Below are 25,622 nucleotides of genomic sequence, written 5' to 3'. Positions count from 1 at the left end.
TTTGCTGATTCCACCTGAGCTTTAGATCAAGCTCACGGGTTGGAGCAATGAACAATCTGTCAGCGTCTCGTAATCACTGAGTGCTGCCTATCTCAACCGGATCAAGGCCGATGCAACGAAGAACGCGATAAATCTGCGAAACCACCTGCATCGTCGCTTCTTCGAGGGTGCCTTCATTGCGGCATAGAACCCAGCCGTGATCGGCAATCGCTCGCTCGAATGCCTGGGTACAAGCGACATGCTCTTGCAGCCTATGGATCACCGTACTGTTCAGCCCACGCTGGCGTGCCGCTGCCCTCGCCCATGAAATCTCGGGGGCGGTGACAACCCCGACATGCAGGTCTGGCACTCGCACGTTTCGATCGATGTTCAGCTGCAGGATCTCTGCAAACGGGACCTGCCGGCGAAACGCGGCATCAGAGGGGTACCAGCGATCGATCAGGATGATGCTGTCCGGTGGCTGTTTCGTCAGCACGTGCCGGGAAATCCAGCCACGGCTATCAGCAAAGCGCTCACACACCTGCAGCTCCAGGTCTCGGGAGGGATTTCTGACGAACTGGTTGACGAGGGCCATGGTTTCACCCCGATAGGGGTCGCTTTTTTTCTCGCACAGTCGGATCACCTTGTTGTGGTCTGCCCTCAGTACTTTCGTCACGGCCTCCAACAGTGTGGTTTTACCGGTTCCCTTGGGCCCATCCAGTGACACAAACAGCGAACGATTCATTCTTCACATAACGATTGATATACGGTTTGTTTACCCGGTTCGTCCGCTGCAAGCGCTGGGGGCGGCTACGGGAATCGAATGGAGGGGGGGCTCATGAGCAGGTAGTGCTCAACACTCTAACCGGGTTTGTGGCTGACAGGTCTCACAATCCAGGATTGCGGCCGTTTATGAACAAGGGCCATGCTCAATAGCGTGACCCGTTCATCGACCGCCTTTGGCCGGATATCAAGCCAACTGATGCCGAAAGGGTAAGTCCGGCCCGGTTTTGCCGCAGGTCAGCGCAGCGGCGCCGATGGCAAAGCTGAGCATTGCCTCGATCTGTTCACGGCTCAAGCGCTGCAAACCCTCCACCGAATCCAACTGCTGCTCCGTCAGCCAGGCGATCAATGCCGCCTGGAAGGTGTCGCCGGCGCCCACGGTGTCGACCATCACCACGGCACGGGCCGGCACCGACCAAGTGCCGTGGTGGCGGCTGAAAACGGTCGCGCCCTGGCTGCCCCGGGTGAGGAATACCAGTTGGCAGCGGTGCTCCAGCCAGCCCTCGATCACGCTCTGCGGATCACGCTCAGGGTGGAGCAGGCTCAGGTCTTCGTCACTGACCTTGATCAGATCGGCATGTTCGACCAGAGCGCCGATGCGTTCACGCCACAATTGGATATTGGGCTCCGGGTTGAGCCGCACGTTGGGGTCGAGGCTGATCAGGCGTTTGCCACTTTCCCGGCGGACCAGCGCCAGCAGGGTGTCGGCAATCGGCTGCACCACCAACGAGAACGAGCCGATATGCAGCCCTCGCACGTCATCGCCCAGCACAGGCAAATGCCCGGGCAACAGCAGACGATCAGCGCAGCCTTCGCCGCGAAAGCTGTAATGCGGCGAGCCATCGGCACCCACGGCGACCATGGCCAGGGTGGTCGGTGCGTCGAAGTCCTGAAGGTAGTCCAGGCGCACGCCCTCCTCCTGCAGGACTTGCTGTAAACGCCGGCCCAGGTAGTCGGTGGACAACCCGGCCAACAGCGCCACGTCGATACCCAGGCGCCGCAGCCCGACGGCAACGTTGAACGGTGAGCCGCCGGCAATGGCTTTGTAGTTTATTTTTGAACGTTGATTCCCTGGAGCGTTTTCACTAAAGAAATCGAACAGCGCTTCGCCACATACCAAATACATAGTCGTTTGCTCTTTTAAAGGCTCGCTACAGAGGGTTGATCGCGTTAATAGGCCTGTTGATCGGTGCTGGCCTGGCCAATGCGTTCAAATGCTAAAACCAGGTTTCCATTTGTATACCGTATTGCCAGACCCCTCCGGCGTTGAAGTCCGTCTTGCCGAAGGCGTCTTGGGTACTGTATCCGTCCAGCTCCGAAGACCAATCCATGAAGCTCGCGAACACACGCAGTTCAGGACGCGTGAGCAGCTCTCCAACGTCTGGTTTGAACGTCGGGGCAATTGTGAACTTCCAGAAGTTACCATCGACGGCATTCCGTTGTAGATACCCCTTCGGGTCGAGGTCCATGGTTTGCCAACTCACTTCGTAGGCCATCTCGAAATTGCTGTTGATTGCATTGGCCAAACGCATGTTCAGGGTCATCCAGGCGTAGTTGTCACCCTTGACGTATCGATCCTTGCTTTGTTCGGCCAGCAAGCTAGGACCGATGCGCCAACCCGCTGCAATGGGGGTCTCGCCGTACAGTGCCAGGCGCACTGCGCGGGCCTCGTCAATCAGTTCACCGTCCGAGCCGACGTTCTTGACCTCGGCCCCCAGACCTTGCCCATACAGCAGCGCCGTTTTGAAGAAGCCTTCTGCGCCGAAAAAGGTTTTCTGGTGATTGGCCAGCATGCTGTGCAGACCGGAGTCCGCAGGTGTCAGGCCGGCGTCATTACTGCGGGTGCCAATGTCGTTTTTCTTTGAGCCAATGGCGTTGAACATCCACTGCCACTGACCCTCATCGAAGAACTGGTTAGAGGTCAGAATGTAGCTTTCCACATCGGCGTCAACGCCGCCTTCACTGAAGTCCCCGTAGTTACGCCCGATCAAGGAGTAATTGGAGCGCCAGTTCTTGTTCATCTGCACGTCGTAGATTCCACCCCCGGTACCGGCCAGGAAGATGACGTCCGAGTCCAGCCAGTGGATATCGAAGTTATCTCGATCAAAACGCTTGCCCGCCCACAAGGTGGCGTTCTGCACCATTGAATTGCCCTTGAATGCAGCGAGATGGTCGAGCTCTGTAAACACCTGGCGCACGTTCAGGTTACTTTCATCCGCGGTCCAGTCATTGGAGCTTTCCACGCCATCGGCGATGGACACCGTGAATTTGGAACGGGTGCCGTTCTGCGCATAGAGTTCTTTCGACAGGTCTATGCGCATGTAGGTGTCATCTTCGTTACCGAGTCGCCCGACAGCCCCCCCGACTGAACCTGCGGGGCTTGCATACGGGCCGCCACGGCCGCCCCCCAGGCCATCGTTCACCAGCAACCCGGAGCGGGCGTAGCCCTTGAAGCTGAAGCCATCCGTGAGGTGTTCGGTACTGCCCTGCTTTTCCATGCTTTGTTGCCGGGCTTCAAGTGTTGCCAGGCGGGAGTCAAGCGTGGGTACTGCCGTGGCTGTCGCAGTGGACGCAACAGGCTGCGCGGCGGAGGTGGCGAGTTTGATCTGCTGCAGTTCCCTGGCGAGTGCCTGGGTTTGCTGTTCGGCGGCCGCTGCGCGCTTTTCCGCTGCGCTGGCACGTGCCTCAAAGGCAGCCATACGTTGTTCCAGCGTCGCGGCCTGAGAGGTCGCCGCCGATGTGCCGAGCACGCCTGCGATTAGCCAGCTTGATGCTTTGTGCATGTGAATTCCCTGTTTTGTTTTTATTGTTCAATTTCCGCTACCGGCCTTTTTTTCGTGAGTTGAAAACTGTGGCAATCGACGAAAAAAAGGATGCCTCATCGCAAATACGCTGATACATTTGGCGATGTTAACGTTAACTTTTCTAAAAACAAAAATAAAGGGTGCTCCATGAAACATCTGAAATCTCTCCTGCCCGCAGCACTAATCACCCTCTGTGCCGGACTGCCATCCGTCTCGAACGCTGCTGATCTGACGATCTCCTGCGGTGCGGTGGGTGCGGAGTTGCAACTGTGCAAAGAGGCCGTCGAGGCGTGGTCGAAACAGACCGGCAACAACGTCGAAGTGGTCTCTACGCCTAACTCGGCGACCGAAAGGTTGTCGTTCTACCAACAGATTCTCAGTGCCCAGTCCACTGACATCGACATCATTCAGATCGATATGGTGTGGCCGGGGATGTTGGCCAAGCACCTGATGGATCTGCGCGAGGTGCTGCCCGCCAACGCGACCCAAGGCTACTTCCAGGCACAGGTGGATAACGCCACGGTGAATGGACGGCTGGTGACGATGCCGTGGTTCACTGACTCGGGCCTGTTGTATTACCGCAAGGACTTGCTCGAGAAGTACAACAAGCAGGTTCCCCAGACCTGGGAGGAAATGACGACTACCGCCAGGGAGGTGCAACAGGCAGAGCGCACTGCGGGGAACCCCAATGCCTGGGGTTACGTCTTTCAGGGACGCGCATACGAGGGGCTGACGTGTAATGCGCTGGAGTGGATCAGCAGCCAACCGGAAGGCGGGCTGGTCAATCCACAAGGCGACATCGTGGTCAACAGCCCGGCCTCGAGAGCGGCGTTGACCCTGGCCAAAAGCTGGGTAGGTGACATCTCCCCGCGTGGCGTACTCAACTACACCGAGGAAGAAGGACGTGGCGTGTTCCAGTCGGGAAATGCCTTGTTCATGCGTAACTGGCCGTATGTCTGGGCGTTGGTACAAAGCCAGGGCAGTGTCGTAAAAGACAAGGTCGGCGTCGCTCCCCTGCCCCGCGGCGGCACAACCGGCACCCATGCCTCCACCCTCGGTGGCTGGGGCCTGGCGGTGTCGCGTTACAGCGCCCATCCAGAACTTGCCGCACAGCTGGTGAGCTACCTGACCAGTGCCCAACAGCAAAAACATCGTGCGCTGAGTGCCGCCTATAACCCGGTGATCGAGTCGCTGTATCAAGATCCCGAACTGCTCGCGGCAATGCCTTATTACAGTCAGCTGCACAGCATCCTCAACGACGGGGTCATGCGTCCCGCCTCGATCACCGCCGATCGCTATCCAAGGGTCTCCAATGCGTTCTTCGATCGAGTGCATGGCGTGCTGGCGGGCGAGCTGCCTGTCGATCAGGCGCTGGCCGAGCTGGAAAGCGAACTCACGCGCATCAAACGCCGGAACTGGTAAGCCACAAGGAAGGAAATCACCATGTCTGCCTTAACTACCCATGCCCCCTGTGATGAGCTTCTGCTCACCAGGGAAACGCCAGTCCAGCTTCGCCGAGTACGCGCCGCCTGGCTGTTTCTGACACCGATGTTGCTATGCCTGGCCCTGGTGGCCGCCTGGCCGCTGCTGCGTACCTTCTGGTTCAGCCTGACTGACGCCACCCTGGGGCAAACCCGTGAGGGATCCTTTGTCGGTTTGAGCAATTATCTGTTCCACGACGGTTCTAACTGGTCGGGCATCCTGGTCGACCCCCAATGGTGGAACGCGGTGCGCAACACCTTGCATTTCACCGTGGTGTCGGTGGGACTGGAAGTCGTCCTGGGGCTACTGGTGGCCTTGCTGTTGAACATCAAATTTACCGGCCGTCCCCTGGTACGTGCGCTGATTCTGATTCCTTGGGCGATTCCTACCATCGTCTCGGCGAAGATCTGGTCGTGGATGCTCAACGACCAGTTCGGCATCATCAATCACATGATGCTGAGCGTCGGCCTGATTGATGCCCCCCTGGCCTGGACGGCAGATGCGGATCTGTCGATGTGGGCGGTGATCATCGTCGACGTCTGGAAGACCGTGCCCTTTGTCACGCTATTGATGCTGGCGGCCTTGCAGATGTTGCCGAGTGATTGCTACGAAGCCGCAAGGGTCGATGGCATTCATCCGCTGAAAGTGTTCTGGCACGTCACGCTTCCACTGCTGATGCCCGCATTGTTGGTGGCGGCGATCTTCCGCATCCTCGATTCCCTGCGGGTATTCGACGTCATTTATGTGCTGACCTCCAACTCGTCGAGCACCATGAGCATGTCGGTCTATGCCCGCCAACACCTGGTGGAGTTCCAGGATGTGGGCTATGGCAGCGCGGCCTCGACTCTGCTGTTTCTGGTCGTTGCGGTAATCGCCATGCTTTATCTCTACCTCGGACGCCGCCAGATGGAGGTGCGCTCATGAGCCTGCGTCTACTGAAAAAGGCGCTGTTGCGCCTGGGCCTCTGGAGTCTGATCGGGGTGTTGCTGCTGTACGCCGTCTTCCCTTTCTACTACGCCATCGTGACGTCGTTAAAACCCTCCAGTGCCTTGTTCGAGGTGAGCTACTGGATCGACAACCCCGACTTCTCCAATTACGCAGCGGTACTGAACCAAGCCTCATTCCTGCGGGCTATCGGTAATTCGCTGGTGGTTGCGCTTTGCGTCGTGACGCTGGCGCTGTTCCTCAGTGTCACCGCCGCCTATGCCTTGGGACGGGTGAAGTTCCGTGGGCGGGGCACGGTATTGATGATGGTTCTGGGCGTGTCGATGTTTCCCCAGGTCGCGGTACTGTCGGGGCTGTTCGAAGTGATCCGCGCCCTGGGTCTGTACAACACGTCCTGGGCGTTGATCCTCAGCTACACGATTTTCACCCTGCCCTTCACCGTCTGGGTGCTGACCACGTTCATGGGCCAACTGCCCCATGAACTGGAAGAGGCGGCAATCATGGATGGCGCGTCGCCCTGGATCACCCTCACCCGGGTGCTGTTGCCGTTGCTCTGGCCCGCACTGGTGACCACGGGTTTGCTGGCCTTCATCGCCGCCTGGAACGAGTTCCTGTTTGCCCTGACGTTCACCCTCACCGACACACAGCGCACGGTGCCGGTTGCCATCGCCCTGATTTCCGGTGGCAGCTCCCATGAGCTGCCGTGGGGGCTGCTGATGGCCGCATCGGTGCTGGTCACCGTCCCACTGGTGATTCTGGTGCTGATTTTCCAGCGCCGAATCGTTTCCGGCCTGACTGCCGGCGCGCTCAAGGGTTGATGCCCAACAACGACAAGGAACAGCATCGTGATCAAGTTGAAACTGGACAATGTGAACAAACAATTGGGCGGCATGCGGATTCTGCGCGATGTCAGCCTGGAGATCGCTGCGGGTGAATTCGTGGTGTTCGTCGGTCCCTCGGGCTGCGGAAAGTCGACCCTGCTGCGGCTGATCGCCGGGCTTGAGTCGATCTGCGGCGGTGACATGCTGATCGATGGGCGGCGGGTCAACGACCTGGAGCCTCGCGAGCGAGGCGTCGGCATGGTGTTTCAGTCGTATGCGCTGTACCCGCACATGAGCGTCTACGACAACATCAGCTTCGGCCTCAAACTGGCCAAGACTGAAAAGAGCAGCCTGCGCGAGCGCGTGCTGAAAACAGCGCAGATCCTTCAATTGGACAAACTGCTGCAGCGCAAGCCAAAAGAACTGTCGGGCGGGCAGCGTCAGCGTGTAGCCATGGGCAGAGCCATGGCGCGTGAACCGGACATTCTGTTGTTCGATGAGCCGCTCTCCAACCTGGATGCCTCCTTGCGGGTGCAGATGCGCAACGAAATCGCCCGGCTGCATGATCGACTGGGCTCGACCATGATCTACGTCACCCACGATCAAGTGGAGGCGATGACCCTGGCCGACAAAATTGTTGTGCTCAATGGCGGTCGGGTGGAGCAAATCGGCTCACCGCGCGAACTCTATGAGCGTCCAGCGAGCCGCTTTGTCGCCGGTTTCCTGGGTTCTCCGCGAATGAACTTCCTGGCGGCGCGCCTGCATACCCCGGGCACCATCAGCCTGGTCGACACCCCTGTGCTGGGCATGACTTCCCTGCCCTTCGACAGCACGAACCTGGCGGCGGGCACGTCGCTGAGCCTGGGCATTCGCCCGGAGCACATTTCGCTCAAGGCGGCGCAGGGAACCGGTGGCATCGTCGTGACCGGGGTCGAGTACCTGGGCAGCGAAACCTATGTGCACCTCGAAACCGGTCAGGACGAGCCACTGATCTGCCGTTGCGAGGTCAGCGCCGGATGGCGGGCGGGCGATCGGGTCGAACTGCAACTGGACATCCACAACCTGCACCTGTTCGACGACGACGGCACGGCCTTGGAGCGCCCACCGCAAGCCGGTGAAAACCAGCCCAATGACATCTCTCTGCACCCGGTCCGAGCTCGCGCCCTATGACCCTTTCTTCACACAACATGAGCGACCCCATGCCTGATCAGCTTGACCTTGCGCAGCGTGCACTGAGTGACGGCCTGTCTCGCGTCATCCACGACTATCGACCTGGTTATCATATCGCCCCGCCGGCAGGCTGGATGAACGACCCTAACGGGGTCGTGTACTTTCGTGGCGAATACCACGTGTTCTATCAACATTACCCCTTCGATTCGAAATGGGGCCCGATGTACTGGGGCCATGCCAAGAGTGCCGACCTGGTGCATTGGCAGCACCTGCCCATTGCGCTGGCACCCGGCGATGACTTCGATCGCGATGGGTGTTTTTCCGGTAGCGCTTTGGTGTACGGGGATACCCTGGCGCTGATCTACACCGGACACACCTGGCTGGGGGAAGTGGGTGATGAACGCTCGATTCGTCAAGTCCAGTGCCTGGCCACCAGCGTCGACGGCATCAGCTTCACCAAGCACGGCGTCGTCATCGAGACCGCGCCGCAAGACGCGATCATGCACTTTCGTGACCCCAAGGTCTGGAAGGAGGATGGCTATTGGTACCTCATTGTCGGCGCACGTCTGGGCGATATGCCGCTGCTCCCGCTGTACCGTTCCACGGATCTGCACACGTGGGAGTTCCTCAACTATGTGTCTGGCGGCAGGGAGGACGATGGCTACATGTGGGAGTGCCCGGATCTGTTCCGATTGAACGGACGCGATGTGCTGCTGTACTCCCCACAAGGCATGTCGCCCCAAGGTTACGAGCGACTCAACAAATACCAGACGGGTTACCGGGTGGGTCGACTCGACAGCGAATGGAACTTCACTGGCGGCCCTTTTATCGAGCTGGATAACGGCCATGACTTCTATGCGGCGCAAACGCTGGTGGCCGCCGATGGTCGGCGCCTTGTGTGGGCCTGGCTCGACATGTGGGAAAGCCCGATGCCGAGCCAGGCCCATCACTGGTGCGGCATGCTCGGATTGCCGCGCGAACTTGAACTGTGCGCCGATCGCCTTTGCGTGTATCCGGCACGAGAGCTCACAGCGTTGCGCAAGACACTGCTGCCAGGCACGCCGTGGTGGGAAGCGTCGGGCACCCAATGGGTCGCAGACGTGGCCGGCGATATGCTCGAAATCCAAGTGCACCTGGATTTACTTGGCTGCACCGACGGCCATCTGGGAGTCGCCTTGCGCTGCAGCGAGGATGGCCAAGAACAAACGTTGCTCTACTACGATGCCGCGTTGCAGCGCCTGGTGCTGGATCGCAGCCACTCGGGTGCGCAAGTCACCGGTCAGCGCAGCGTGTCGATAGACCCGGCACAAGGGTTGCTGGCGCTGCGTGTGTTCCTCGATCGCTCGTCCATCGAGGTGTTCGACGAAAACGGGCGCTTCAGCCTCAGCAGTCGCATCTACCCACGGCCCGATAGCCTGGGGGTGAAGCTTCTTGCAAGCGGGGCTGGCGGGCGTGTGTCGATTCCCAGGGCGTGGCCTCTGGCTTCGGGATGGTTATGAGCGGCGTCATTCGGGTCGCGAGAAGCGCCGGCCCTGTGTCATGATTGAGCGTCAACCTGACCGGTTTCGCCTCGCATGACTTCAGTGAAAGACGTTGCACAGCTGGCTGGCGTGTCCCTGATGACGGTTTCTCGAGCGCTCAACAACCCAGAAAAACTGAGCCCCGAAACCCTTCAGCGGGTGCGTTCGGCCATTGACGAACTGCAATTCGTACCGAGCCTGTCGGCGCGCAGGATTCGCGGTGACAACCTCCAGAGCCGAACCATCGGTGTGTTCGCACTGGACACCGCGACCACACCGTTCGCCGTCGAACTGCTGCTCTCCATCGAACAGACCGCGCAGCAGGCCGGCTGGAATGTCTTCATTCTCAACCTGCTGAGCAACCCGCCCACCGACCAGAATATCGACCTGATGCTATCGCACCGTCCCGACGGGTTGATCTTCAGTGCCATGGGCTTGCGCCAGGTGTGCATTCCCGAGCGATTGAAGAGCAAACCCCTGGTGCTCGCCAATTGCCTGGCTGATGACAGTCAACTGGTCAGCTATGTGCCAGACGACGAAATGGGCCAGTATCGGGCCGTACACCACGCGTTGAGTCGCGGCTATAGGCGGCCGCTGTGTATCAATCTGCCAAAACAGAGCCTGGCCTGGGGCCTGCGGCAAAAAGGCCTGCAGCGTGCCTGCCAGGCATTCGGACTGCCACCTGAGGCGCTCCTGCAATACGACCTTGGCGACCATGACGCCTATGGCGAAACGGCCGGTATCCTCGATCGGCACATCATTGATGGCCGCCCCCAATTCGACATTCTGATCTGTGGCAACGACCGTATTGCCTTTTGTGCCTATCAGCTGTTGTTGGGCCGTGGCCTGAAGATTCCCGACGATGTCGCGGTGCTCGGCTACGACAACATGATCGGTATCGCGCAGTTGTTCATCCCACCGTTGACCACCGTGCAACTGCCGTACTACGAGATCGGCCGCAAGGCAGCCCGGCACCTGATCGACACCCTCGAGGCGTCGGGCGCCCAGCCCGTTGATTGTCCGTTGGTGGTCAGGGCATCACTGTAGGCGCGGCATGGTGATGTCGGTGCCCCCAACCATGTTGGGTCACCGACATTGAACTGGCGCTTCGTGAAACAGGGGGTCATGGGCATCTTCTGGAAATGACCACGACCTCCTGTTGGATGGAGCGGTTCACAGGCGTGAAGGAGCGGCTTGTATGAGACTTACGCAGCCTTGAAGCAGTACACGGCCAGCTTGTTACCGTCCAGGTCCCGCGCATAAGCCGCATAGGCGTTAGGGGCCCAACCTCGAGGGCCCGGAGCACCTTCGTCGCTGCCACCGCAGGCCAGGGCGGCTGCGTGGAAGGCATCGATAGCGGCGCGATCCGGTGCTTCGAAGCTGATGGTGACCCCGTTACCGACGCTGGCCGGTGCACCGTTCGCTGGCTTCAGGACGAAGAAGGACGGGGCATTCACCCCCCAGATCGAACCATTGTCTTCCAGATCCGCGATGCGTTTCTGGCCGAGTGTGCCGAGCACGTTGTCGTAGAAACTGCGGGCTTTTTGCAGATCGTTGGTACCGACGGTGACGTGAGTGAAGATGCTCATGTTGATGCTCTCTTTATAAAGACACAGTGAGTGGATAGTGCAGTTGGCCCGTGCGCGAGACGTCAGACGCTCAACGCCGGGACGATTCAATCAGCGATCGAAATGGATAACGGTGCGTATGCTCTTGCCTTCATGCATCAGCGCGAAGGCCTTGTTGATGTCCTCAAGCCCCATGGTGTGGGTGATGAAGGTGTCGAGCGGTATTTCGCCGGCCTGGGACTTTTCCACATAAGTGGGCAGTTCGCTGCGGCCTTTGACACCGCCAAATGCCGAGCCGCGCCAGACCCGACCGGTCACCAGCTGGAACGGTCGGGTACTGATTTCCTGACCCGCCCCGGCCACGCCGATGATCACCGACTCCCCCCAACCTTTATGGCAACACTCCAGGGCCGCGCGCATCAGATGGACGTTGCCAATGCATTCGAAGGAATAGTCGACACCGCCCTCGGTCATCTCGACGATCACGTCCTGGATCGGTCTGTCGTAATCCTTGGGGTTGATGAAGTCGGTAGCGCCCAGTTGCCTGGCGATGTCGAACTTGGCCGGGTTGATATCGATGGCAATGATGCGACCGGCCTTGGCCATGGTCGCGCCAATGATGGCGGCCAGGCCGATGCCGCCCAGACCGAAGATCGCCACGCTGGCGCCCTCTTCCACTTTTGCCGTGTTGAGCACCGCACCAATGCCGGTGGTCACACCGCAACCGAGCAGGCAGACCTTTTCCAGTGGCGCATCCTTGGGGATTTTGGCCAGGGAAATTTCCGGTAGCACGGTGTATTCGGAAAAGGTCGACGTTCCCATGTAGTGGAACAGGGGCTGGCCATTGTAGGAGAAACGGCTGGTGCCATCTGGCATCAATCCCTTGCCCTGGGTTGCGCGAATTTTCTGGCAGAGATTGGTCTTGCCGGACCTGCAGTATTTGCAATCCCCGCATTCCGGGGTGTAGAGCGGGATCACATGATCGCCCACTGCAAGCGAGGTCACCCCCTCGCCCACCGCTTCGACAATACCGCCACCTTCGTGGCCCAGAATGACAGGGAAGATCCCTTCCGGATCGGCGCCGGACAAGGTAAACGCATCGGTATGGCACACGCCTGTCGCAACAATGCGCACCCGCACCTCACCGGCTTGCGGTGGCGCCACATCGATTTCGACAATTTGCAGAGGCTGGTTCGCCGCGAAGGCGACGGCCGCTCGTGATTTGATCATCGTCATGATTCCCGGAGGCAAAGAGAAACCTCCACGTTGTAGAAAGGGTAAAGAGGTTATGTTCAGAGGGGTGTTACAGAAGGCGGGCGTCCTTGCCCTGGAGGCCGGTTAGAGCGATGCCTCGATCTTTTTTGCGACGCCTTCATCCACCCAGGCATGCCAAACTTCCGGGTGTTCCTTGAGGAATATCCTGGCCAGCTTCGGCGACTCGATGCGTTCGCGGGTCATCCTGGCCAGGTTCTGATTCAGCAGATCAATGGGAATGTTGACCTTCTCCAATACGGCGACCAGTTCGGGCGCCTGTTCATGAAACGCCTTGGAGAGCCCGACCATGGTGATGACGTCTTTGTTGGCCCCGGTCTTTTCCTCCAGTCTTATGGCATCGATCTCGCCCATCAACGGGGTCGGTGACCAGTAGTAGAACAGGACCGGCTCGCCGCGTTTGTAGCTGGACAGGACCGCTGCATCCAATGCCGCACCCGTGCCTGGACGGAAGTTGATGAAGGTGCTTTCAAGGCCGTAGTCCTTCAGCATCTCGGTATTCTCCTGCTCGCAGATCCAGCCAGCGGGACAATTGTAGAAGCGGCCTTTGGACGGTTCCTCCGCGTCTTTGAAAACGCCCGGGTACTTGCTCAGGTCCGCGACTGTCTTGAGGTCGGGTGCTTGCGCCGGTCGATTGCGTTTTGCGTCCCCCTCCACGACATAGCGCGGCACATACCAGCCTTGAGTCGCACCAACGATCGGAGCGCCAACCCCGACAACCTTCCCGGCTGCCGAAGCCTTCTTCCAGACTTCGCTGCGCTCCATCCACTCTTCGCCAAACACTTGAATGTCGTTGCTGGCCAGCGCGGTCTCAAGAATGATGGTGTTACCCACCAACTGGTCCGTTGTGCAGCCGTAGCCTTCCTTGAGCACGATCATCATGATGTCGGTGAGGAGCATCCCGCTCTCCCAGTTCAACCCGGCGAACTTCACCGGCTTGCCCGATTCACACCATCCCGCAGCCTGGCTTGAGGCACTGCCGACAAGCAGGCCGAGGGTAAGTAACGAGGCCAGCAAACGCTTCCTGTTTTTCATGATCAGACGCTCCGAATCGTTTTTATTGGGGGCAGCGAACTGTTGTGTGCGACACAGGAACAAACGCGCGCAAACACGTAAGGCAAATTACTTTTATTGTTATGGGCAAAACTCAGGCTGTCGGGTCAACGGAGGTACGCCCGTAAAACAATTGCCGGGCATAGGCACTGAACTCGACATTGGGCTGGTCCACGTACGCAAACACTGCGTTGAGTCTCAGCCTGTCTCCTTCCACCGGCGTGACCCGGTGCAATGAATAGCGGCCACGGAACAATGTCAGGGTGCCGGGCACTTGAGGCAGAACCTCGACCTGCTGAGTGTTCGGGTTATCGAGGAACTCCCTGACGGCGTCATAACAATCGTCGTTTTCATTGCGCAGCATGCGCACGTACTCAAAATCCCCGCCAGCGTTCGCCGCCTGAAGGGACAGCGTGACGCTGAAGTCGGAACGGTCAAAGTGCCATCCCAACTCCTGTCCAGCCGTGAAGCCCTGCAAGTTAAGGGCGGCCAGTGGGTCGGCATGACGATAGAGCGTGTCCAGGGCCAGGACATCCTTGATGAAGGCAAGGACCTCGTCCGATCCGTAGATCTGCCGGATCAAATGATCGCCGGGAATATCGGCATACGCGACGGTGTCTTTCGCCGTGTTCATCAACCGCCGTAGCGGATGCGCCGGGTCAACACTTTCATCCTGCGGTTTGAAGTAAACCGTGTGGTTTTCCCGAAAATGAAACATGTGCGAGTGCAGGGCAAGTGTTTGTTGCGCCATCGCGAGAACCGATGAATCACGAACAAAACCCGGGAAGATCGCGACCCCCTCTTGTCCCAGCAACGACTGGCTGTGCTTGACCAGTTCGAGATAAGCGGGGCTGGTGCGATCGGTAATGGGATAACGCTCGAGATCGATGATATCGCTCAGGGTTGGCGCAGGTGTGAAAGGCAGGGTAGTCATTATTGTTGGTCTCCGGTGGTTCTGCTGGATTCAGATTGCATCGCCGCCAAAAACAAGTCACGCTCATAATTTTACGCAATTTTGTGAATTATTTTCAGGTCGCACGACAATGAGACTGACGCTCGATCATCTGGTGATGTTGCAAACCTTGGCAGAAGTCGACTCGGTCACCGCGGTGGCCGAGCGCTTATGGCTGACCCCTTCAGCCGTCAGTCACCGCATACGCGAAGCGGAGCGGCGCCTGGGGGTGAGCCTGACGGAACGATCAGGTGGCAAACTGCGACTCAGCCCCGCCGGGGTGCGCCTGGAGCGAGCCGCCAAGGACATCATCGCCACTCTCAATGAAGCCGAGTCCGAAGCTCGGTCCATGGCCGGTGGCGTCACCGCGTTTGTCCGTATGGGGGTCACCTCCTACGGCCCGTTTCGCTGGATTCCAAAATTCATCAAGCACTACTCCCATCTTCGGCCCGACATCGAAATCACACTGGTGACCGTGCCCCGCAACGACGTTTACGCGAGCCTGATGCAAGGTCGGCTTGATGTGTCCATCATCGATGACGGCATGGTGCCCAGTGGCGTAGCAAAACTGCCGCTTTTTCGGGACGACCTGATTGCGATCATGGCGACCGATCATCCTCTTGCCGGCCGGAAAAACATCTACGCGCAGGACTTCAAGACGTACAACCTGGTGACGTACTCAACCGATCGCGCCAGTGGCTGGGAATATGACCGGTTTTTCGCTCCCGCCAGCATCCTGCCGCGCCGCATGATCACGGTGGAATTGATCGAAGCCATCGTCGAACTGGTTCGCTCAGGATACGGAATCAGCATATTGCAACGGGATCTGGTGAGCCCCAGCCTTGAGCGTGGGGAGCTGGCGTGGGCCGCCCTGAATGACGGCCTCGACATCGCCTGGAACGCCATAGTCCGCCCCTCGGAACGAGAGGACAGTGAGGTCAACAAAATGGTGAGGGAGCTTGATACCTGGATTAAAAATGCAGGAAAACCTGCATGCAGCTAATCCTTGGTCAGCCCGTGAATTTGAGCCACACCCGCGTTTAGCCAGGTCAAACATGCAGTCCTCGAGTGGCCGGCCGGGCGCAATCCTTTAGATAGGTTCGCCTCCAACCCCACAATCGACTACCATGCCGCCGCCGGTTTCCACATGGGAATAATAGGGAATCCGTGATGCGCGCTCCGCATCAAACGGAACTGCCCCCGCAACTGTAGGTGCCGAGCCTGCTCCTGAACTGCCACTGGGATGACCCGGGAAGGCTGGAGCACGCCATGACGCACCAGTCAGGAGACCTGCCGGCAACGCAACAATCACTAACCGGCGGGGTGTCCGGGAGGGGCATCCTTGCGCGTGCGTCACTTTGGTGATCGACCCCTGCCCGGTTTCTCGGCAGCGCTCGTTGATGTGTTTCCAGGCCCGACACCCTCGCTCCGTGTACGGTTCAAATGGAGATTGCATCATGCTGCTGCCCCGCGTTGTCGCCCTCGCCACGGGTCTGGGTCTTTGTTCTGTGGCCCAGGCTGCGCCGACTCAGTACCCACTGACGCTGCAAAACTGTGGCAGCACGCAGACCTTCGCCCACGCGCCGGCTCGGGCCGTGACGATTGGCCAGGCCGGCACCGAAATGCTGTTTGCCTTGGGGCTGGGCGACAAACTGGTCGGCACCTCCCTGTGGTTCAACGATGTGTTGCCCCAGTACCAGGCGCAAAACGCCGGGATCGAACGCCTGGCCGACAACGAGCCGAGTTTCGAGTCGGTGATTGGCAAGCGCCCGGAGCTGGTCGCCGTCGAGCTGGAGTGGGTGGTTGGCCCGCAAGGGGTGGTGGCTACCCGCGAGCAGTTTGATGAGCTGAAGATTGCGACCTACCTGATGCCCTCGGACTGCGAGTCCAAGGACAATCTGGTGGGAGCCGACGGGACTCGCCTGGCGCCGTTCCGGATCGACAGCATCTATCAGAGCATCACCCAACTGGCGCAGATCTTTGATGTCCAGGAGCGTGCGCAGCAGCTCAACGCGCAGCTCCAGGCCAGCCTGGCCAAGTCCGTGGCCACGGTGCAGAACAAGGACTTGAAGGACACCAGCGCGTTGGTCTGGTTCTCCAGTGCCAGCCTGGATATCGATCCCTATGTCGCCGGTCACAAGGGCATTCCCGACTTCATGCTCAATACCCTGGGCGTGCGCAACGTGGTGGAGTCCGACGAAGAGTGGCCAAGCGTCGGCTGGGAAACCATCGCCAAGGCTAACCCGACCTTCCTGGTCATCGCGCGCATGGATCGCCGGCGTTTTCCGGCCGACGACTATCAAAAGAAACTGAAATTCCTGCGCAGCGACCCGGTGACCCGCAACATGGACGCGGTGAAACACAACCGCATCATTGTCCTCGACGCCATGGCCCTGCAGGCCAGTGTGAGGATGTTCGAGGGCCTTGAAACCCTGGCGACCGCCCTCAACAGCTACGACCTGGCGCAATGACGGCGATGCTACTGCGCACCTCCGGGGCACTGGTGACCCTGCTGATCGCACTGATTGCCGGCGTGGCGATCGGCGAAACCCATATCGACCCCACGGTGGTGTTTCAGGTCCTGGCCAACAAACTCTGGGCCGCCGGTTACGCCCTGGCCCCCATCGACGAGGGCATCGTCTGGAACTACCGCCTGACCCGTGCGCTGGTGGCCGCGGCGTGCGGTGCGGGCCTGGCGACGTGCGGGGTGATCCTGCAATCGCTGCTGCGCAACCCATTGGCCGATCCCTACTTGTTGGGGATTTCCGCGGGGGCTTCGACAGGCGCGGTGCTGGTGGCGCTGCTGGGCTTGGGCGCCGGCGCGATCTCAATGTCGGTCGGGGCGTTTGCCGGGGCGGTGGTGGCCTTCGCCGTGGTGGTGTTGCTCGGCCGTGCCAGCGGTGTACCGGGTGCAACCGGGCAGATCATCCTCGCCGGGATCGCCGGGTCACAACTGTTCAACGCGCTCACGGCGTTTTTGATCACCAAGTCCGCCAGCTCCGAACAGGCGCGCGGCATCATGTTCTGGTTGCTGGGCAATCTCAGTGGCGTGCGCTGGCCATCGGTGTGGCTGGCCGTACCGGTGGCGCTGGCCGGGCTCGCGGTGTGCCTGTGGCACCGCCGCGCGCTGGATGCCTTCACCTTTGGCGCCGACTCAGCGGCCTCCCTCGGGATTGCGGTGCGTCCCGTGCAGTTGCTGTTGATCAGTTGCGCCGCATTGGTCACGGCAGTGATGGTCTCGATTGTCGGCTCCATCGGTTTTGTCGGCCTGGTGATTCCCCACGCCGCCCGGCTGTTGCTCGGGACGGGGCATGCCCGCCTGCTGCCGGCCAGCGCGCTGGGGGGCGCGGTGTTTCTGATCGCCGCCGATGTGCTGTCACGTACGCTGATCAAGGGCCAGGTGATTCCGGTCGGCGTGGTCACGGCGCTGGTCGGGGCGCCGGTGTTCGCGCTGATCCTGGTGGGTCGGAGGCATGCCCGATGACGGCGGCGGTGTCTGTTGCCGAGCCCTGTGTGCTGAGTTGTTCCGGCCTGGGCTTTGCCGTTCGCGATGCGCAGTTGCTGCACGACGTGCACCTGGCCATTCATCGCGGCGAGACCCTGGGCCTGGTCGGCCCCAACGGTTCCGGCAAGTCCACCCTGCTCAAGCTGCTGGCCGGCGTGCGCTCGCCGAGTCAGGGCGCCATCCACCTCAACGGCCAAGGCCTCAAGACCCTGTCGCGGCGCACCATCGCGCAAACCCTGGCGGTGGTCGAACAGCAGGCGGACACCCTGGATACGATCAGCGTGTTCGAGGCAGTGGCTTTGGGCCGCACACCCTGGCTGTCGGCCTTGAGCCCCTGGTCGGCGGCGGACACGGCGATCGTCGAGCAAGCGCTGCGTGACGTCGATGCGGCTCATCTGAGCCGCCGCACCTGGCGCAGCCTCTCCGGCGGCGAGCGCCAGCGCGTGCATATCGCCCGCGCCCTGGCGCAACGCCCGCAGATCCTGTTGCTGGACGAACCGACCAATCACCTGGATATCCAGCACCAACTGGCGATCCTGAACGTGATTCACGCCTTGCCCGTGACCACGGTGATTGCCCTGCACGACCTCAACCAGGCGCTGGGCTGTGATCGTTTGGCAGTGCTGGAACGGGGGCGCCTGGTCGCCCTGGGCACACCACTTGAAGTCTTGACCCCTGAGCGCCTGCTGCACACCTTCGGGGTCCACGGGCACTACCTCACGGACCCCTTTGACGGCTCGCAGATCCTGCGCTTGCGCGCCTCCTGATTCGCTCATGGGGTGATCGACGCGGCAGAGCGGGATAGACTGTGTTCGGCTCGCTAACGCCAGACATCCCGCGTGAAAAGGAAGATCATCAATGCCGGCACCCATCAACCACGAAGATTTTTCGCTGACTACGCCCTACGGTCAGGTATTCGCACGCTGCTGGTATCCGAACAATCAACCCCAGCCACTGGCCCCGATCATCCTGTTCCACGACTCGCTCGGCTGTGTTGAGCTGTGGCGTGACTTCCCTTCCCTGCTGGCACGTGCGACCCAGCGCACTGTCGTGGCGTATGACCGCTTGGGCTTTGGTCGTTCAGATCCCCATCCCGGCGATTGGTCCAATGACTTCATCCGCCAGGAAGCCCAGCGCTATGTGCCGCTCGTGCGCGCAAGCCTGGGTATCGACCGCTTCATCGCCTTTGGTCATAGCGTCGGTGGTGCCATGGCGACCCACTGCGCCGGGTTGTTTCCCCAGCACTGCCTGGCCCTGGTGACCGAGTCGGCCCAGGCCTTTGTCGAGGAGCGCACGGTCCTGGGCGTGCAGCTTGCCAAAGAGCAGTTCCAACAACCGGGACAGATCGAGCGTCTGCGCAAGTACCACGGTGAAAAGGCCCCGTGGGTGCTCAATGCCTGGACCCAAACCTGGCTTAGCCCGACCTACGCGGGTTGGGCCATTGAGCAGACGCTGCCGGCGATCAGTTGCCCGCACCTGGTGATCCACGGTGAAGACGACGAGTTTGGTTCGACCCAACATGCCTATCGATACGCCAGCCTGACAGGCGCACGCAGCGAGCTGCTGTTGATCAGAGATTGCCAGCACGTTCCCCACCGGGAACAGCCTCAAACCGTGATCGACGCCGTCTGCCGTCAACTTTCCAACGTGAACTAACCCCCCCCTTTACCACTGACGATAAGCGCCAGGCTGGTCTACCCTTGCGCAATCCGCCATAGCAGGAGCAGGAGATGGCATGAACAATTTCCCGATCGTGGCCACGGTACTCTCGATGATTCTGGGGCTGTCCGTCACTCGCCTGTTGCTGGGGCTGGTGACCGTGTTTCGCATCCGTCGTTCGGCGAAACCGGACTGGGTCCCGCTGGTGTGGGCCGTCATGTTGTTCACGATACAGCTGGATTTCTGGTGGGCGGTCAATTCGCTGCCGGCGGTGAAGCAGACGTTTTCCTTCCTGGAGTTCCTGTTGCTGGTGCTGCTGGCGTTGTCGCTGTTTGTCGCGGCTGCCTTGTTGTTGCCCAGCCGCATTGAAGATGAAAAGAACGGCCTGCGCACCTACTTCGAAGAAGACGGCCGTTACGCGCTGCTGGCGCTGTCGGCTTATCTGGCGCTTGGGCTGCTCGTCAATGTGATGTTTTTCCAGGCATCGCCCATCGCGCTGTGGGGGGGCCTGGATGTGTTGATGATTGTGCTGCCGCTCTGCGCATTCAAAGCCAGGTCGCGCACGGCCTACTCGGCGCTGACCCTGCTCTACATTCCCATCAGCGCGATCGACACGGTGATTTCACTGACCGACTAGGCGGGTAGGTGGATGCGGATCACACCGCAGGAGCGAGCTTGCTCGCGATGGCCGTCAACGATGACGCGCCCATTCAGGATGGACGCGGCGCCCTGGAGACCATCGCGAGCAAGCTCGCTCATACATACCCACCGTGTTGCGGTGCGGGTGGGGGTTAGCGTGCGGCCCAGGCATTGAAGCGTTGTTCCAACTCCTCGCCATGGTCGACCCAGAACTCGGCGTTCACCGCGCCGGCGCCGGCCAGGTTGGCCTCGGCGGTGGGCAGTTGCGCCTGCACCGATGCGGGCAACAAGGCCAGGGTCTGCCGGTGTACCGGCCCGTAAGGGATGTTTTGCGAGAACACTTTCTGCGCCTGGGGCTGGCTGGCGAAGGTGATGAATTTCTCGGCCAGGGCCTTGTTCGGCGTGCCCTTGACCACGGCCCAGTACTCCGGGTCGTACAGGCTTTGCGGCCAGACGATGCTCAGTTTCATGCCCTCCTCCTGAGCCGAGGCGATGCGCCCGTTGTAAGCGGCGCTCATCACCACGTCGCCGGCCACCAGCCATTGCGCCGGCTGGGCGCCCGCCTCCCACCACTGGATGCTGGACTTGATCTGGTCCAGCTTGGCAAAGGCCCGGGTCACGCCCTGTGGGGTGTTGAGGACCTGATACAGCTCGTCCATTTTCACCCCGTCGGCCAGCAAGGCGATTTCCAGGGTGTACTTGGCGCTCTTGCGCAGCCCGCGCTTGCCAGGAAACTCGCTGACGTTCCAGAAGTCCGCCCAGTTCTGCGGCGCCTTGGCCAACTTGCCCTGGTCAAAGGCCAGGACCATCGACCAGACATAGGTGGCGACCCCGCACTCGGTCAATGCCCCGGGGACAAATTGCCCCGGGTCGCCCAGGGCGCTCAGGTCGAGTTTCTCGAACAGGCCCTCCTCACAACCGCGCAGCAGGTCCGGGCTTTCCACTTCAACCACGTCCCAACTGGTGTGACCGGCGGCCACCATGGCCTTGATCTTCGACAGTTCGCCGTTGTACTCGCCGGCGACGATGTTGCCCGCACCGCTGGCGTTGAACGGCTGGAAATACGCCTTATCCTGGGCCAGCTTGGTGGCCCCGCCAAAGGAAATCACGGTAAGGCTCTGGGGCGCGGCGCACACAGCGCCGCTCAACAGGGCCAGGGCAAACGGAAGACTGCAACGCAAGGATCTGGACATGGATCTGTTCCTCGAGAATGCCGGTACGCACTGAGGCGGCGGCGGGACACACATGGGCGGCCGCTAGGCCTTGTTATTGTTCGTCGGGGGCGCTCAGCCAGGCCGCCAGCCGATCCATCAGGCGGTCACAGGCGTGCAACTGCTCGACGCTGACAAACTCGTCGGGCTTGTGTCCTTGATCCATGCTGCCGGGACCACAGACCACGGTCGCGATACCGGCCGCATCGAATAACCCGCCTTCGGTGCCGAAGGCCACGGTGCTGAAGGCATCACTGCCACAGAGCTGGGCGATCAGGCGCGCGGCGGCGCTGTCCTGCGCAGTTGCCAGGCCCGGATAGGCCGACAGTTGTTCAAAGCGGATCGACGTCTCGGGCTTGATCGCCTGCATCGCCGGCAGCAGTGTGGTCTGGGCGTAGTGCTGCAACTCATCGACCACCGCTTGCGGGGCGAAGTCGGGCAAGGCGCGCACTTCGAAATCGAAACGGCAATCGGCCGGCACGATGTTCAGCGCCGTGCCGCCCTGGATCACCCCGACCTGCACGGTGGAGTAAGCCGGATCAAAACGTGGGTCCTGCAGTTCTGGCTCTGCCAGGGTGGCGCCGATCTCACCCAGCCGGCCGATCAGGCGCGCGGCCTGTTCGATGGCATTCACCCCAGAGGGGGCGTACGCCGAATGGCAGGCGGCACCGCGCACATGGCAACGCATCGCCAGCTTGCCCTTGTGGCCAAGCACCGGCTTTAGCTCGGTGGGCTCGCCGATCAGGCACATGGCCGGCGCCGGGATTCGCTGGGGCAACCGTTCCAGCAGACTGCGCACGCCCAGGCAACCGACCTCCTCGTCATAGGACAGCGCCAGGTGCACCGGCCGGCGCAAGTCGCTTGCCAGGAACACCGGGACCGCCGCCAGGACCGAGGCCAGGTAGCCTTTCATGTCAGCGGTGCCGCGCCCGAACAGTTTGCCGTCGGCCTCACTCAGGCAAAACGGCTCGACCGTCCAGGCCTGGCCGTCCACCGGCACCACGTCGGTGTGCCCGGACAACACAATGCCGCCGGCCACCTGCGGGCCCATGGACGCCAGCAGGTTGGCCTTGCTGCGCTCGGCGTTGTAGATCAGTTCGCAGTCAACGCCGAGGCCCTGCAGGTAGTCGCGCACGAACTCGATCAGCGCCAGGTTGGAGTCGCGACTGACCGTGGCAAACCCCACCAGACTGGCCAACAAGGCGCGGCTACGCGGCTCACTCATCACCCGGCACTCCATAGCTGGGGGCCTGTGTCGGGTCGAGGGCGCGGGTCAGGTAGTCCTGCAGTTGTGGCTGGTAGGCGCGCCACAATTTGCCCAGTTCGTCGATGGGCTGGTGTTCGGCCCAATCGACCCGCAGGTCGACGATCGGCCACGTCAGGTCGTCGACCACCGACAGCGCCGCCGAGTGCACCGTGCCGGCTTCGCCACCGGCCGCCTGGCCAGCTTGCAACGCGCTGAGCAAGCGGGCGGCAAGGCAGCCTTCGCTGTGTTCGAAGGCGCTGACCATGGCCTCGATCACCCCGGTGTTGGCTAACAGGTTGCCAGCGGCCACGCACTGTTCACCGGCCAGGGCGTTATGGGTCCCCAGGGCCTGGCTGCCGCTGAACACCGCAGTCCGGCCCTGGGCATCCACCACCGCCACCTGGCGGTACTGACTGTAGCCGTTGCGGGTCAGGGCCTGGTCCAGGGCCTGGGCCGGCGCGGCTCCGGCGGCCAGGCCGTCGAGGATCTGCGGGCCAAGGGCCGGCAGGGTAATGTTCTGGCTCGAGACCGCGCCGACGCCGGCCCGCAGCCAGGGGCAACGGGCCCCGACGGCGATGCTCGAGGAGCTGATGGCGATGCCCAACTGGCCGGTCTCGGCGCAGCGTCCAACGATGGAAAAGGTCATGTTCGCTTCCTTACTCGGGGATCACGGCAATCACGTCGATTTCCATCAGCCACTGCGGCTGGCCGAGGGCGCTGACCACCAGGCCAGTGGAAATCGGGAACACCCCTTTGAGCCATTTGCCGACCTCCTGGTACACCGGCTCGCGGTAGCGCGGGTCGATCAGGTAGGTGGTGGTCTTGACGATGTGGCTCAGGTCGCTGCCGGCCTCTTCAAGCAGTTGCTTGACGTTGCGCATGGCTTGTTCGGCCTGGGCCCGGGGGTCGCCCAGGCCCACCAGTTGCCCATCGAAGTCGGTGCCGACCTGGCCCCGCACGTACACGGTATTGCCGGCGCGCACGGCCTGGCACAGGTCGTTGTCCAGCGTCTGGTTGGGGTAGGTGTCTTTGGTGTTGAACATGCGGATGCGGGTATGAGTAGGCATCAACGAACTCCCATGCAGCTGGCTGGTTGGAGCGGTGCCGCGCACGCCTGTTCGGCATCGGCCTGGCGTTGTGCGGCATCCCGGTAGGCGAAATAGGTGCGTTGTTTGACGATGTGATCGGCGACGTGTTTGGCGTCATGCCAAACCCCCCAGATGAATGCCGAGCCGCGCCGCGACTGCCACGGCAGGCCAACGAAATACACCCCCGGCTCGCTCGACACGCCGCGCTGATGCTGGGGTTTGCCGTTGTCCTTGAAGGCATTGACCTTCAACCAGCTGTAGTCGACCGTGTAACCGGTGGCCCAGATGATGGTGCCGACTCCGGCCTTGACCAGGTCCAGCTGCAGGATCGGCTGACTGACACACGCCGGATCGGGCAACAGGCTGCGGGCTTCGGGCTCCAGCGGCAGGTCGAGACCGTTGCGGGCGATGTAGGCATCCGCTGCATCCAGCAAGGCCAGGTAGTTCTCGTCGCCACGGGCGATGTTGTCGGCCAGGTTGGCGGCGAAATTCACCACTGCACCGTTGAAGGATTCGGTCAGGCCGACCAGGGTCATGCCTTGCTGGGCGAGCCGACGAAAATCGATGGTTTCACCCCCACGGGCACCGCTCACGGCAATGGTCACGTGCTCCTTGCCGGGTTGCATGGCCTCGGCATCCCACTCGCCCAGCACCCCCAACCACCAGCAGAAATCACGGTTGCGATAGGCACGTGGCGGCCGGTCGTGAGCTCCTACCGACAGGTACACCTGCTTGCCGGCGCGCTGCAGTTCATCGGCGATCTGCACCCCAGAGGATCCGGCGCCCACCACCAGCACCGCGCCCGCCGCCAGTTGCTGCGGGTTGCGATAGTCGGCCGAGTGGATCTGCTGGACGCCGCTGATGGCCGGCGCAATCGGTGGGATGACCGGGCGCTGGAACGGACCGGTGGCGACCACCACGTGCCGGGCTTCGATCAGCCCGGCACTGGTGTTGACCGTGAAGCCCGGACGATCGCTATTGCGCTCCACGCTCTGCACTTCGACCCCGGTGCGGATCGGTGCATTGAATTTTTTCGCATAGGCTTCGAAGTAGTCCGCCACCTGCTCCTTGGGGGCAAAGGCGTCCGGGTCAAGGCCTGCGAATTCCAGGCCCGGAAAGCGGTCATGCCAGGCCGGCCCATTGGCGACCAGCGAATCCCAGCGCCCTGTGCGCCACGCTTCGGCGATACGGTTGCGCTCCAGCACCAGGTGCGGCACCCCAAGTTTGCTCAAGTGCTCACTCGTGGCCACGCCGGCCTGACCGGCACCCACAACAAGCGTATCAATTTGAATTTTTTCAACGGTCATGTCTGTGCACTTCTGAAAGTTGGACGGGTTCAGATCGGTCATGGCTGGCGCCTCTGATGCGGATCATCGTGGTGCTGCGAATACGGCTGACTGTGCGCGGGTGTTGGGCGCATTCTGTGATGCGCAGGGGATTAGCGAAATGATGTTTTATGTAGTCGTGGGCAAGGAAAAAGCGTGCCCGTACGCCCCCCCGTAGCCGCTGTTGAGCAGCGCGAGGCTGCGTCAACCGCCGGGGGCCGCTACGCAACCCAACGCAGCCTTCGGCAGCTGCTACGGGAATTGGGTGGGGGGTTGGGACATTGAGTCCGGACCCCGATCAACAGCGTCAGCTCAAACGATCGTGCAACCAGCCCTCGAACCGCCCCTCCTCGATGACCGTGCGCAACGCCTGTCGGGGCTTGCCGTCCTGGCGATCCTGCTGGGTGTAGAACCTGGAAAAATGCGCACCGAGGATCTCGGCCTCGTCATAGCCTTAGATCCGCGCCGCAGCGGCATTCCAACTGGCGACGATAGCCTCGGGTTTGGCACGCTGCATGGGTTGTTCTGGATCTGTTGATCCTAGATGGCATCGGCACCGGGCAAAGCAGATTGAACTCCTTATATGCCGATCTCTCACAA

At 61.1% G+C, this 25,622-nt stretch carries 24 protein-coding genes, 1 pseudogene and 1 riboswitch; of the genes and pseudogenes, 12 read left to right on the top strand and 13 right to left on the bottom strand.

What is annotated here, in order from left to right; all coding sequences use genetic code 11:
* Positions 1–73: 73 nt before the first annotated feature.
* The 3 genes from Q1W70_RS23140 to Q1W70_RS23130 all read right to left on the bottom strand — a co-directional run bounded on the left by Q1W70_RS23140 (position 74) and on the right by Q1W70_RS23130 (position 3,545).
* Complete coding sequence (locus tag Q1W70_RS23140) at positions 74–724, bottom strand: dTMP kinase (RefSeq protein WP_166589595.1); 651 nt, start codon at positions 722–724, stop codon at positions 74–76.
* A gap of 225 nt (positions 725–949) precedes the next feature.
* On the bottom strand, positions 950–1,888 hold the full coding sequence (locus Q1W70_RS23135; RefSeq protein WP_166589594.1) for a carbohydrate kinase family protein: 939 nt from the start codon (positions 1,886–1,888) through the stop codon (positions 950–952).
* A 91-nt stretch (positions 1,889–1,979) separates the two neighbouring features.
* Positions 1,980–3,545 (bottom strand): carbohydrate porin, encoded by a 1,566-nt coding sequence (locus Q1W70_RS23130; RefSeq protein WP_166589593.1) that lies wholly within the window; start codon positions 3,543–3,545, stop codon positions 1,980–1,982.
* A gap of 168 nt (positions 3,546–3,713) precedes the next feature.
* Between Q1W70_RS23130 and Q1W70_RS23125 the strand changes: the two genes are divergently transcribed.
* The 6 genes from Q1W70_RS23125 (at position 3,714) to Q1W70_RS23100 (ending at position 10,551) form a co-directional block, all read left to right on the top strand.
* The gene (locus Q1W70_RS23125) at positions 3,714–4,988 is read left to right on the top strand and encodes an ABC transporter substrate-binding protein (RefSeq protein WP_185817951.1); all 1,275 of its coding nucleotides are present in this window, start codon (positions 3,714–3,716) and stop codon (positions 4,986–4,988) included.
* Between the two features lie 21 nt (positions 4,989–5,009).
* Entirely contained in the window at positions 5,010–5,972 is a 963-nt protein-coding gene (locus Q1W70_RS23120; protein ID WP_185817950.1) for a carbohydrate ABC transporter permease, read from the top strand.
* A complete protein-coding gene (locus tag Q1W70_RS23115; protein ID WP_166589590.1) occupies positions 5,969–6,811 on the top strand; it encodes a carbohydrate ABC transporter permease in 843 nt (280 codons plus the stop codon). Before Q1W70_RS23120 ends, Q1W70_RS23115 begins: the two co-directional genes overlap by 4 nt.
* Positions 6,812–6,838: 27 nt before the next feature.
* A complete protein-coding gene (locus tag Q1W70_RS23110; protein WP_166589589.1) occupies positions 6,839–7,984 on the top strand; it encodes an ABC transporter ATP-binding protein in 1,146 nt (381 codons plus the stop codon).
* Positions 7,985–8,013: 29 nt separating this feature from the next.
* The gene (locus tag Q1W70_RS23105; RefSeq protein ID WP_425312217.1) at positions 8,014–9,483 is read left to right on the top strand and encodes a glycoside hydrolase family 32 protein; all 1,470 of its coding nucleotides are present in this window, start codon (positions 8,014–8,016) and stop codon (positions 9,481–9,483) included.
* A 75-nt stretch (positions 9,484–9,558) separates the two neighbouring features.
* On the top strand, positions 9,559–10,551 hold the full coding sequence (locus Q1W70_RS23100) for a LacI family DNA-binding transcriptional regulator (RefSeq protein ID WP_166589587.1): 993 nt from the start codon (positions 9,559–9,561) through the stop codon (positions 10,549–10,551).
* Positions 10,552–10,709: 158 nt separating this feature from the next.
* Here Q1W70_RS23100 and Q1W70_RS23095 read toward each other — a convergent pair whose 3' ends face one another.
* From Q1W70_RS23095 to Q1W70_RS23080, 4 genes are all read right to left on the bottom strand, one after another.
* Entirely contained in the window at positions 10,710–11,093 is a 384-nt protein-coding gene (locus tag Q1W70_RS23095; protein ID WP_166589586.1) for a VOC family protein, read from the bottom strand.
* A 90-nt stretch (positions 11,094–11,183) separates the two neighbouring features.
* Positions 11,184–12,302 carry an S-(hydroxymethyl)glutathione dehydrogenase/class III alcohol dehydrogenase gene (locus Q1W70_RS23090; protein WP_166589585.1) on the bottom strand — a complete coding sequence of 373 codons (1,119 nt, stop codon included), beginning with the start codon at positions 12,300–12,302 and terminating at the stop codon, positions 11,184–11,186.
* 108 nt (positions 12,303–12,410) lie between these two features.
* Entirely contained in the window at positions 12,411–13,379 is a 969-nt protein-coding gene (locus Q1W70_RS23085) for an ABC transporter substrate-binding protein (RefSeq protein ID WP_166589659.1), read from the bottom strand.
* A 112-nt stretch (positions 13,380–13,491) separates the two neighbouring features.
* A complete protein-coding gene (locus Q1W70_RS23080) occupies positions 13,492–14,331 on the bottom strand; it encodes a HalD/BesD family halogenase (protein ID WP_166589584.1) in 840 nt (279 codons plus the stop codon).
* 109 nt (positions 14,332–14,440) lie between these two features.
* Between Q1W70_RS23080 and Q1W70_RS23075 the strand changes: the two genes are divergently transcribed.
* From Q1W70_RS23075 to Q1W70_RS23050, 6 genes are all read left to right on the top strand, one after another.
* Positions 14,441–15,352 carry a LysR family transcriptional regulator gene (locus Q1W70_RS23075; RefSeq protein ID WP_166589583.1) on the top strand — a complete coding sequence of 304 codons (912 nt, stop codon included), beginning with the start codon at positions 14,441–14,443 and terminating at the stop codon, positions 15,350–15,352.
* Between the two features lie 117 nt (positions 15,353–15,469).
* Positions 15,470–15,661, top strand: a riboswitch (cobalamin riboswitch).
* Between the two features lie 145 nt (positions 15,662–15,806).
* Positions 15,807–16,820 carry an ABC transporter substrate-binding protein gene (locus Q1W70_RS23070; RefSeq protein WP_302098032.1) on the top strand — a complete coding sequence of 338 codons (1,014 nt, stop codon included), beginning with the start codon at positions 15,807–15,809 and terminating at the stop codon, positions 16,818–16,820.
* A complete protein-coding gene (locus Q1W70_RS23065; RefSeq protein ID WP_302098030.1) occupies positions 16,817–17,833 on the top strand; it encodes a FecCD family ABC transporter permease in 1,017 nt (338 codons plus the stop codon). The genes Q1W70_RS23070 and Q1W70_RS23065 overlap by 4 nt, the downstream gene beginning before the upstream one ends.
* The gene (locus Q1W70_RS23060; RefSeq protein ID WP_185817946.1) at positions 17,830–18,621 is read left to right on the top strand and encodes an ABC transporter ATP-binding protein; all 792 of its coding nucleotides are present in this window, start codon (positions 17,830–17,832) and stop codon (positions 18,619–18,621) included. Before Q1W70_RS23065 ends, Q1W70_RS23060 begins: the two co-directional genes overlap by 4 nt.
* A gap of 91 nt (positions 18,622–18,712) precedes the next feature.
* Positions 18,713–19,510, top strand: coding sequence for an alpha/beta fold hydrolase (locus tag Q1W70_RS23055; protein WP_166589579.1), 798 nt, complete (start codon positions 18,713–18,715; stop codon positions 19,508–19,510).
* A gap of 79 nt (positions 19,511–19,589) precedes the next feature.
* On the top strand, positions 19,590–20,150 hold the full coding sequence (locus Q1W70_RS23050) for a hypothetical protein (RefSeq protein WP_166589578.1): 561 nt from the start codon (positions 19,590–19,592) through the stop codon (positions 20,148–20,150).
* A 154-nt stretch (positions 20,151–20,304) separates the two neighbouring features.
* Here Q1W70_RS23050 and Q1W70_RS23045 read toward each other — a convergent pair whose 3' ends face one another.
* The 6 genes and pseudogenes from Q1W70_RS23045 to Q1W70_RS23020 all read right to left on the bottom strand — a co-directional run.
* On the bottom strand, positions 20,305–21,345 hold the full coding sequence (locus Q1W70_RS23045) for an ABC transporter substrate-binding protein (RefSeq protein ID WP_166589577.1): 1,041 nt from the start codon (positions 21,343–21,345) through the stop codon (positions 20,305–20,307).
* A gap of 73 nt (positions 21,346–21,418) precedes the next feature.
* On the bottom strand, positions 21,419–22,588 hold the full coding sequence (gene argE, locus Q1W70_RS23040; protein WP_166589576.1) for an acetylornithine deacetylase: 1,170 nt from the start codon (positions 22,586–22,588) through the stop codon (positions 21,419–21,421).
* The gene (locus Q1W70_RS23035; protein ID WP_166589575.1) at positions 22,581–23,255 is read right to left on the bottom strand and encodes a DUF1028 domain-containing protein; all 675 of its coding nucleotides are present in this window, start codon (positions 23,253–23,255) and stop codon (positions 22,581–22,583) included. Before Q1W70_RS23035 ends, argE begins: the two co-directional genes overlap by 8 nt.
* 10 nt (positions 23,256–23,265) lie before the next feature.
* Positions 23,266–23,676 (bottom strand): RidA family protein, encoded by a 411-nt coding sequence (locus tag Q1W70_RS23030; protein WP_003182257.1) that lies wholly within the window; start codon positions 23,674–23,676, stop codon positions 23,266–23,268.
* Positions 23,676–25,046: a flavin-containing monooxygenase gene (locus Q1W70_RS23025; RefSeq protein ID WP_166589574.1), complete on the bottom strand. Its 1,371-nt coding sequence runs from the start codon at positions 25,044–25,046 to the stop codon at positions 23,676–23,678. Before Q1W70_RS23025 ends, Q1W70_RS23030 begins: the two co-directional genes overlap by 1 nt.
* A 307-nt stretch (positions 25,047–25,353) precedes the next feature.
* Positions 25,354–25,524 (bottom strand): annotated as a pseudogene (locus Q1W70_RS23020) (PAS domain-containing protein); the annotation flags it as partial.
* Positions 25,525–25,622: the final 98 nt, after the last annotated feature.

The organism is Pseudomonas kielensis (genome assembly GCF_030505375.1).
Lineage (GTDB): Bacteria > Pseudomonadota > Gammaproteobacteria > Pseudomonadales > Pseudomonadaceae > Aquipseudomonas > Aquipseudomonas kielensis.
The sequence above is the reverse complement of the archived record's forward strand: the minus strand, read 5'-3'. Positions and strand labels throughout refer to the sequence as shown.

What these genes read in the sequence shown, in the direction of transcription:
- Q1W70_RS23080 (WP_166589584.1), bottom strand. Translation starts at nt 14,331, where the DNA reads ATGACTACCCTGCCTTTCACACCTGCGCCAACCCTGAGCGATATCATC.
- Q1W70_RS23095 (WP_166589586.1), bottom strand. Translation starts at nt 11,093, where the DNA reads ATGAGCATCTTCACTCACGTCACCGTCGGTACCAACGATCTGCAAAAA.
- argE (WP_166589576.1), bottom strand. Translation starts at nt 22,588, where the DNA reads ATGAGTGAGCCGCGTAGCCGCGCCTTGTTGGCCAGTCTGGTGGGGTTT.
- Q1W70_RS23105 (WP_425312217.1), top strand. Translation starts at nt 8,014, where the DNA reads ATGCCTGATCAGCTTGACCTTGCGCAGCGTGCACTGAGTGACGGCCTG.
- Q1W70_RS23140 (WP_166589595.1), bottom strand. Translation starts at nt 724, where the DNA reads ATGAATCGTTCGCTGTTTGTGTCACTGGATGGGCCCAAGGGAACCGGT.
- Q1W70_RS23125 (WP_185817951.1), top strand. Translation starts at nt 3,714, where the DNA reads ATGAAACATCTGAAATCTCTCCTGCCCGCAGCACTAATCACCCTCTGT.
- Q1W70_RS23085 (WP_166589659.1), bottom strand. Translation starts at nt 13,379, where the DNA reads ATGAAAAACAGGAAGCGTTTGCTGGCCTCGTTACTTACCCTCGGCCTG.
- Q1W70_RS23100 (WP_166589587.1), top strand. Translation starts at nt 9,559, where the DNA reads ATGACTTCAGTGAAAGACGTTGCACAGCTGGCTGGCGTGTCCCTGATG.
- Q1W70_RS23025 (WP_166589574.1), bottom strand. Translation starts at nt 25,046, where the DNA reads ATGACCGATCTGAACCCGTCCAACTTTCAGAAGTGCACAGACATGACC.
- Q1W70_RS23050 (WP_166589578.1), top strand. Translation starts at nt 19,590, where the DNA reads ATGAACAATTTCCCGATCGTGGCCACGGTACTCTCGATGATTCTGGGG.
- Q1W70_RS23090 (WP_166589585.1), bottom strand. Translation starts at nt 12,302, where the DNA reads ATGATCAAATCACGAGCGGCCGTCGCCTTCGCGGCGAACCAGCCTCTG.
- Q1W70_RS23060 (WP_185817946.1), top strand. Translation starts at nt 17,830, where the DNA reads ATGACGGCGGCGGTGTCTGTTGCCGAGCCCTGTGTGCTGAGTTGTTCC.
- Q1W70_RS23030 (WP_003182257.1), bottom strand. Translation starts at nt 23,676, where the DNA reads ATGCCTACTCATACCCGCATCCGCATGTTCAACACCAAAGACACCTAC.
- Q1W70_RS23070 (WP_302098032.1), top strand. Translation starts at nt 15,807, where the DNA reads ATGCTGCTGCCCCGCGTTGTCGCCCTCGCCACGGGTCTGGGTCTTTGT.
- Q1W70_RS23130 (WP_166589593.1), bottom strand. Translation starts at nt 3,545, where the DNA reads ATGCACAAAGCATCAAGCTGGCTAATCGCAGGCGTGCTCGGCACATCG.
- Q1W70_RS23055 (WP_166589579.1), top strand. Translation starts at nt 18,713, where the DNA reads ATGCCGGCACCCATCAACCACGAAGATTTTTCGCTGACTACGCCCTAC.
- Q1W70_RS23075 (WP_166589583.1), top strand. Translation starts at nt 14,441, where the DNA reads ATGAGACTGACGCTCGATCATCTGGTGATGTTGCAAACCTTGGCAGAA.
- Q1W70_RS23065 (WP_302098030.1), top strand. Translation starts at nt 16,817, where the DNA reads ATGACGGCGATGCTACTGCGCACCTCCGGGGCACTGGTGACCCTGCTG.
- Q1W70_RS23135 (WP_166589594.1), bottom strand. Translation starts at nt 1,888, where the DNA reads ATGTATTTGGTATGTGGCGAAGCGCTGTTCGATTTCTTTAGTGAAAAC.
- Q1W70_RS23120 (WP_185817950.1), top strand. Translation starts at nt 5,010, where the DNA reads ATGTCTGCCTTAACTACCCATGCCCCCTGTGATGAGCTTCTGCTCACC.
- Q1W70_RS23045 (WP_166589577.1), bottom strand. Translation starts at nt 21,345, where the DNA reads ATGTCCAGATCCTTGCGTTGCAGTCTTCCGTTTGCCCTGGCCCTGTTG.
- Q1W70_RS23115 (WP_166589590.1), top strand. Translation starts at nt 5,969, where the DNA reads ATGAGCCTGCGTCTACTGAAAAAGGCGCTGTTGCGCCTGGGCCTCTGG.
- Q1W70_RS23035 (WP_166589575.1), bottom strand. Translation starts at nt 23,255, where the DNA reads ATGACCTTTTCCATCGTTGGACGCTGCGCCGAGACCGGCCAGTTGGGC.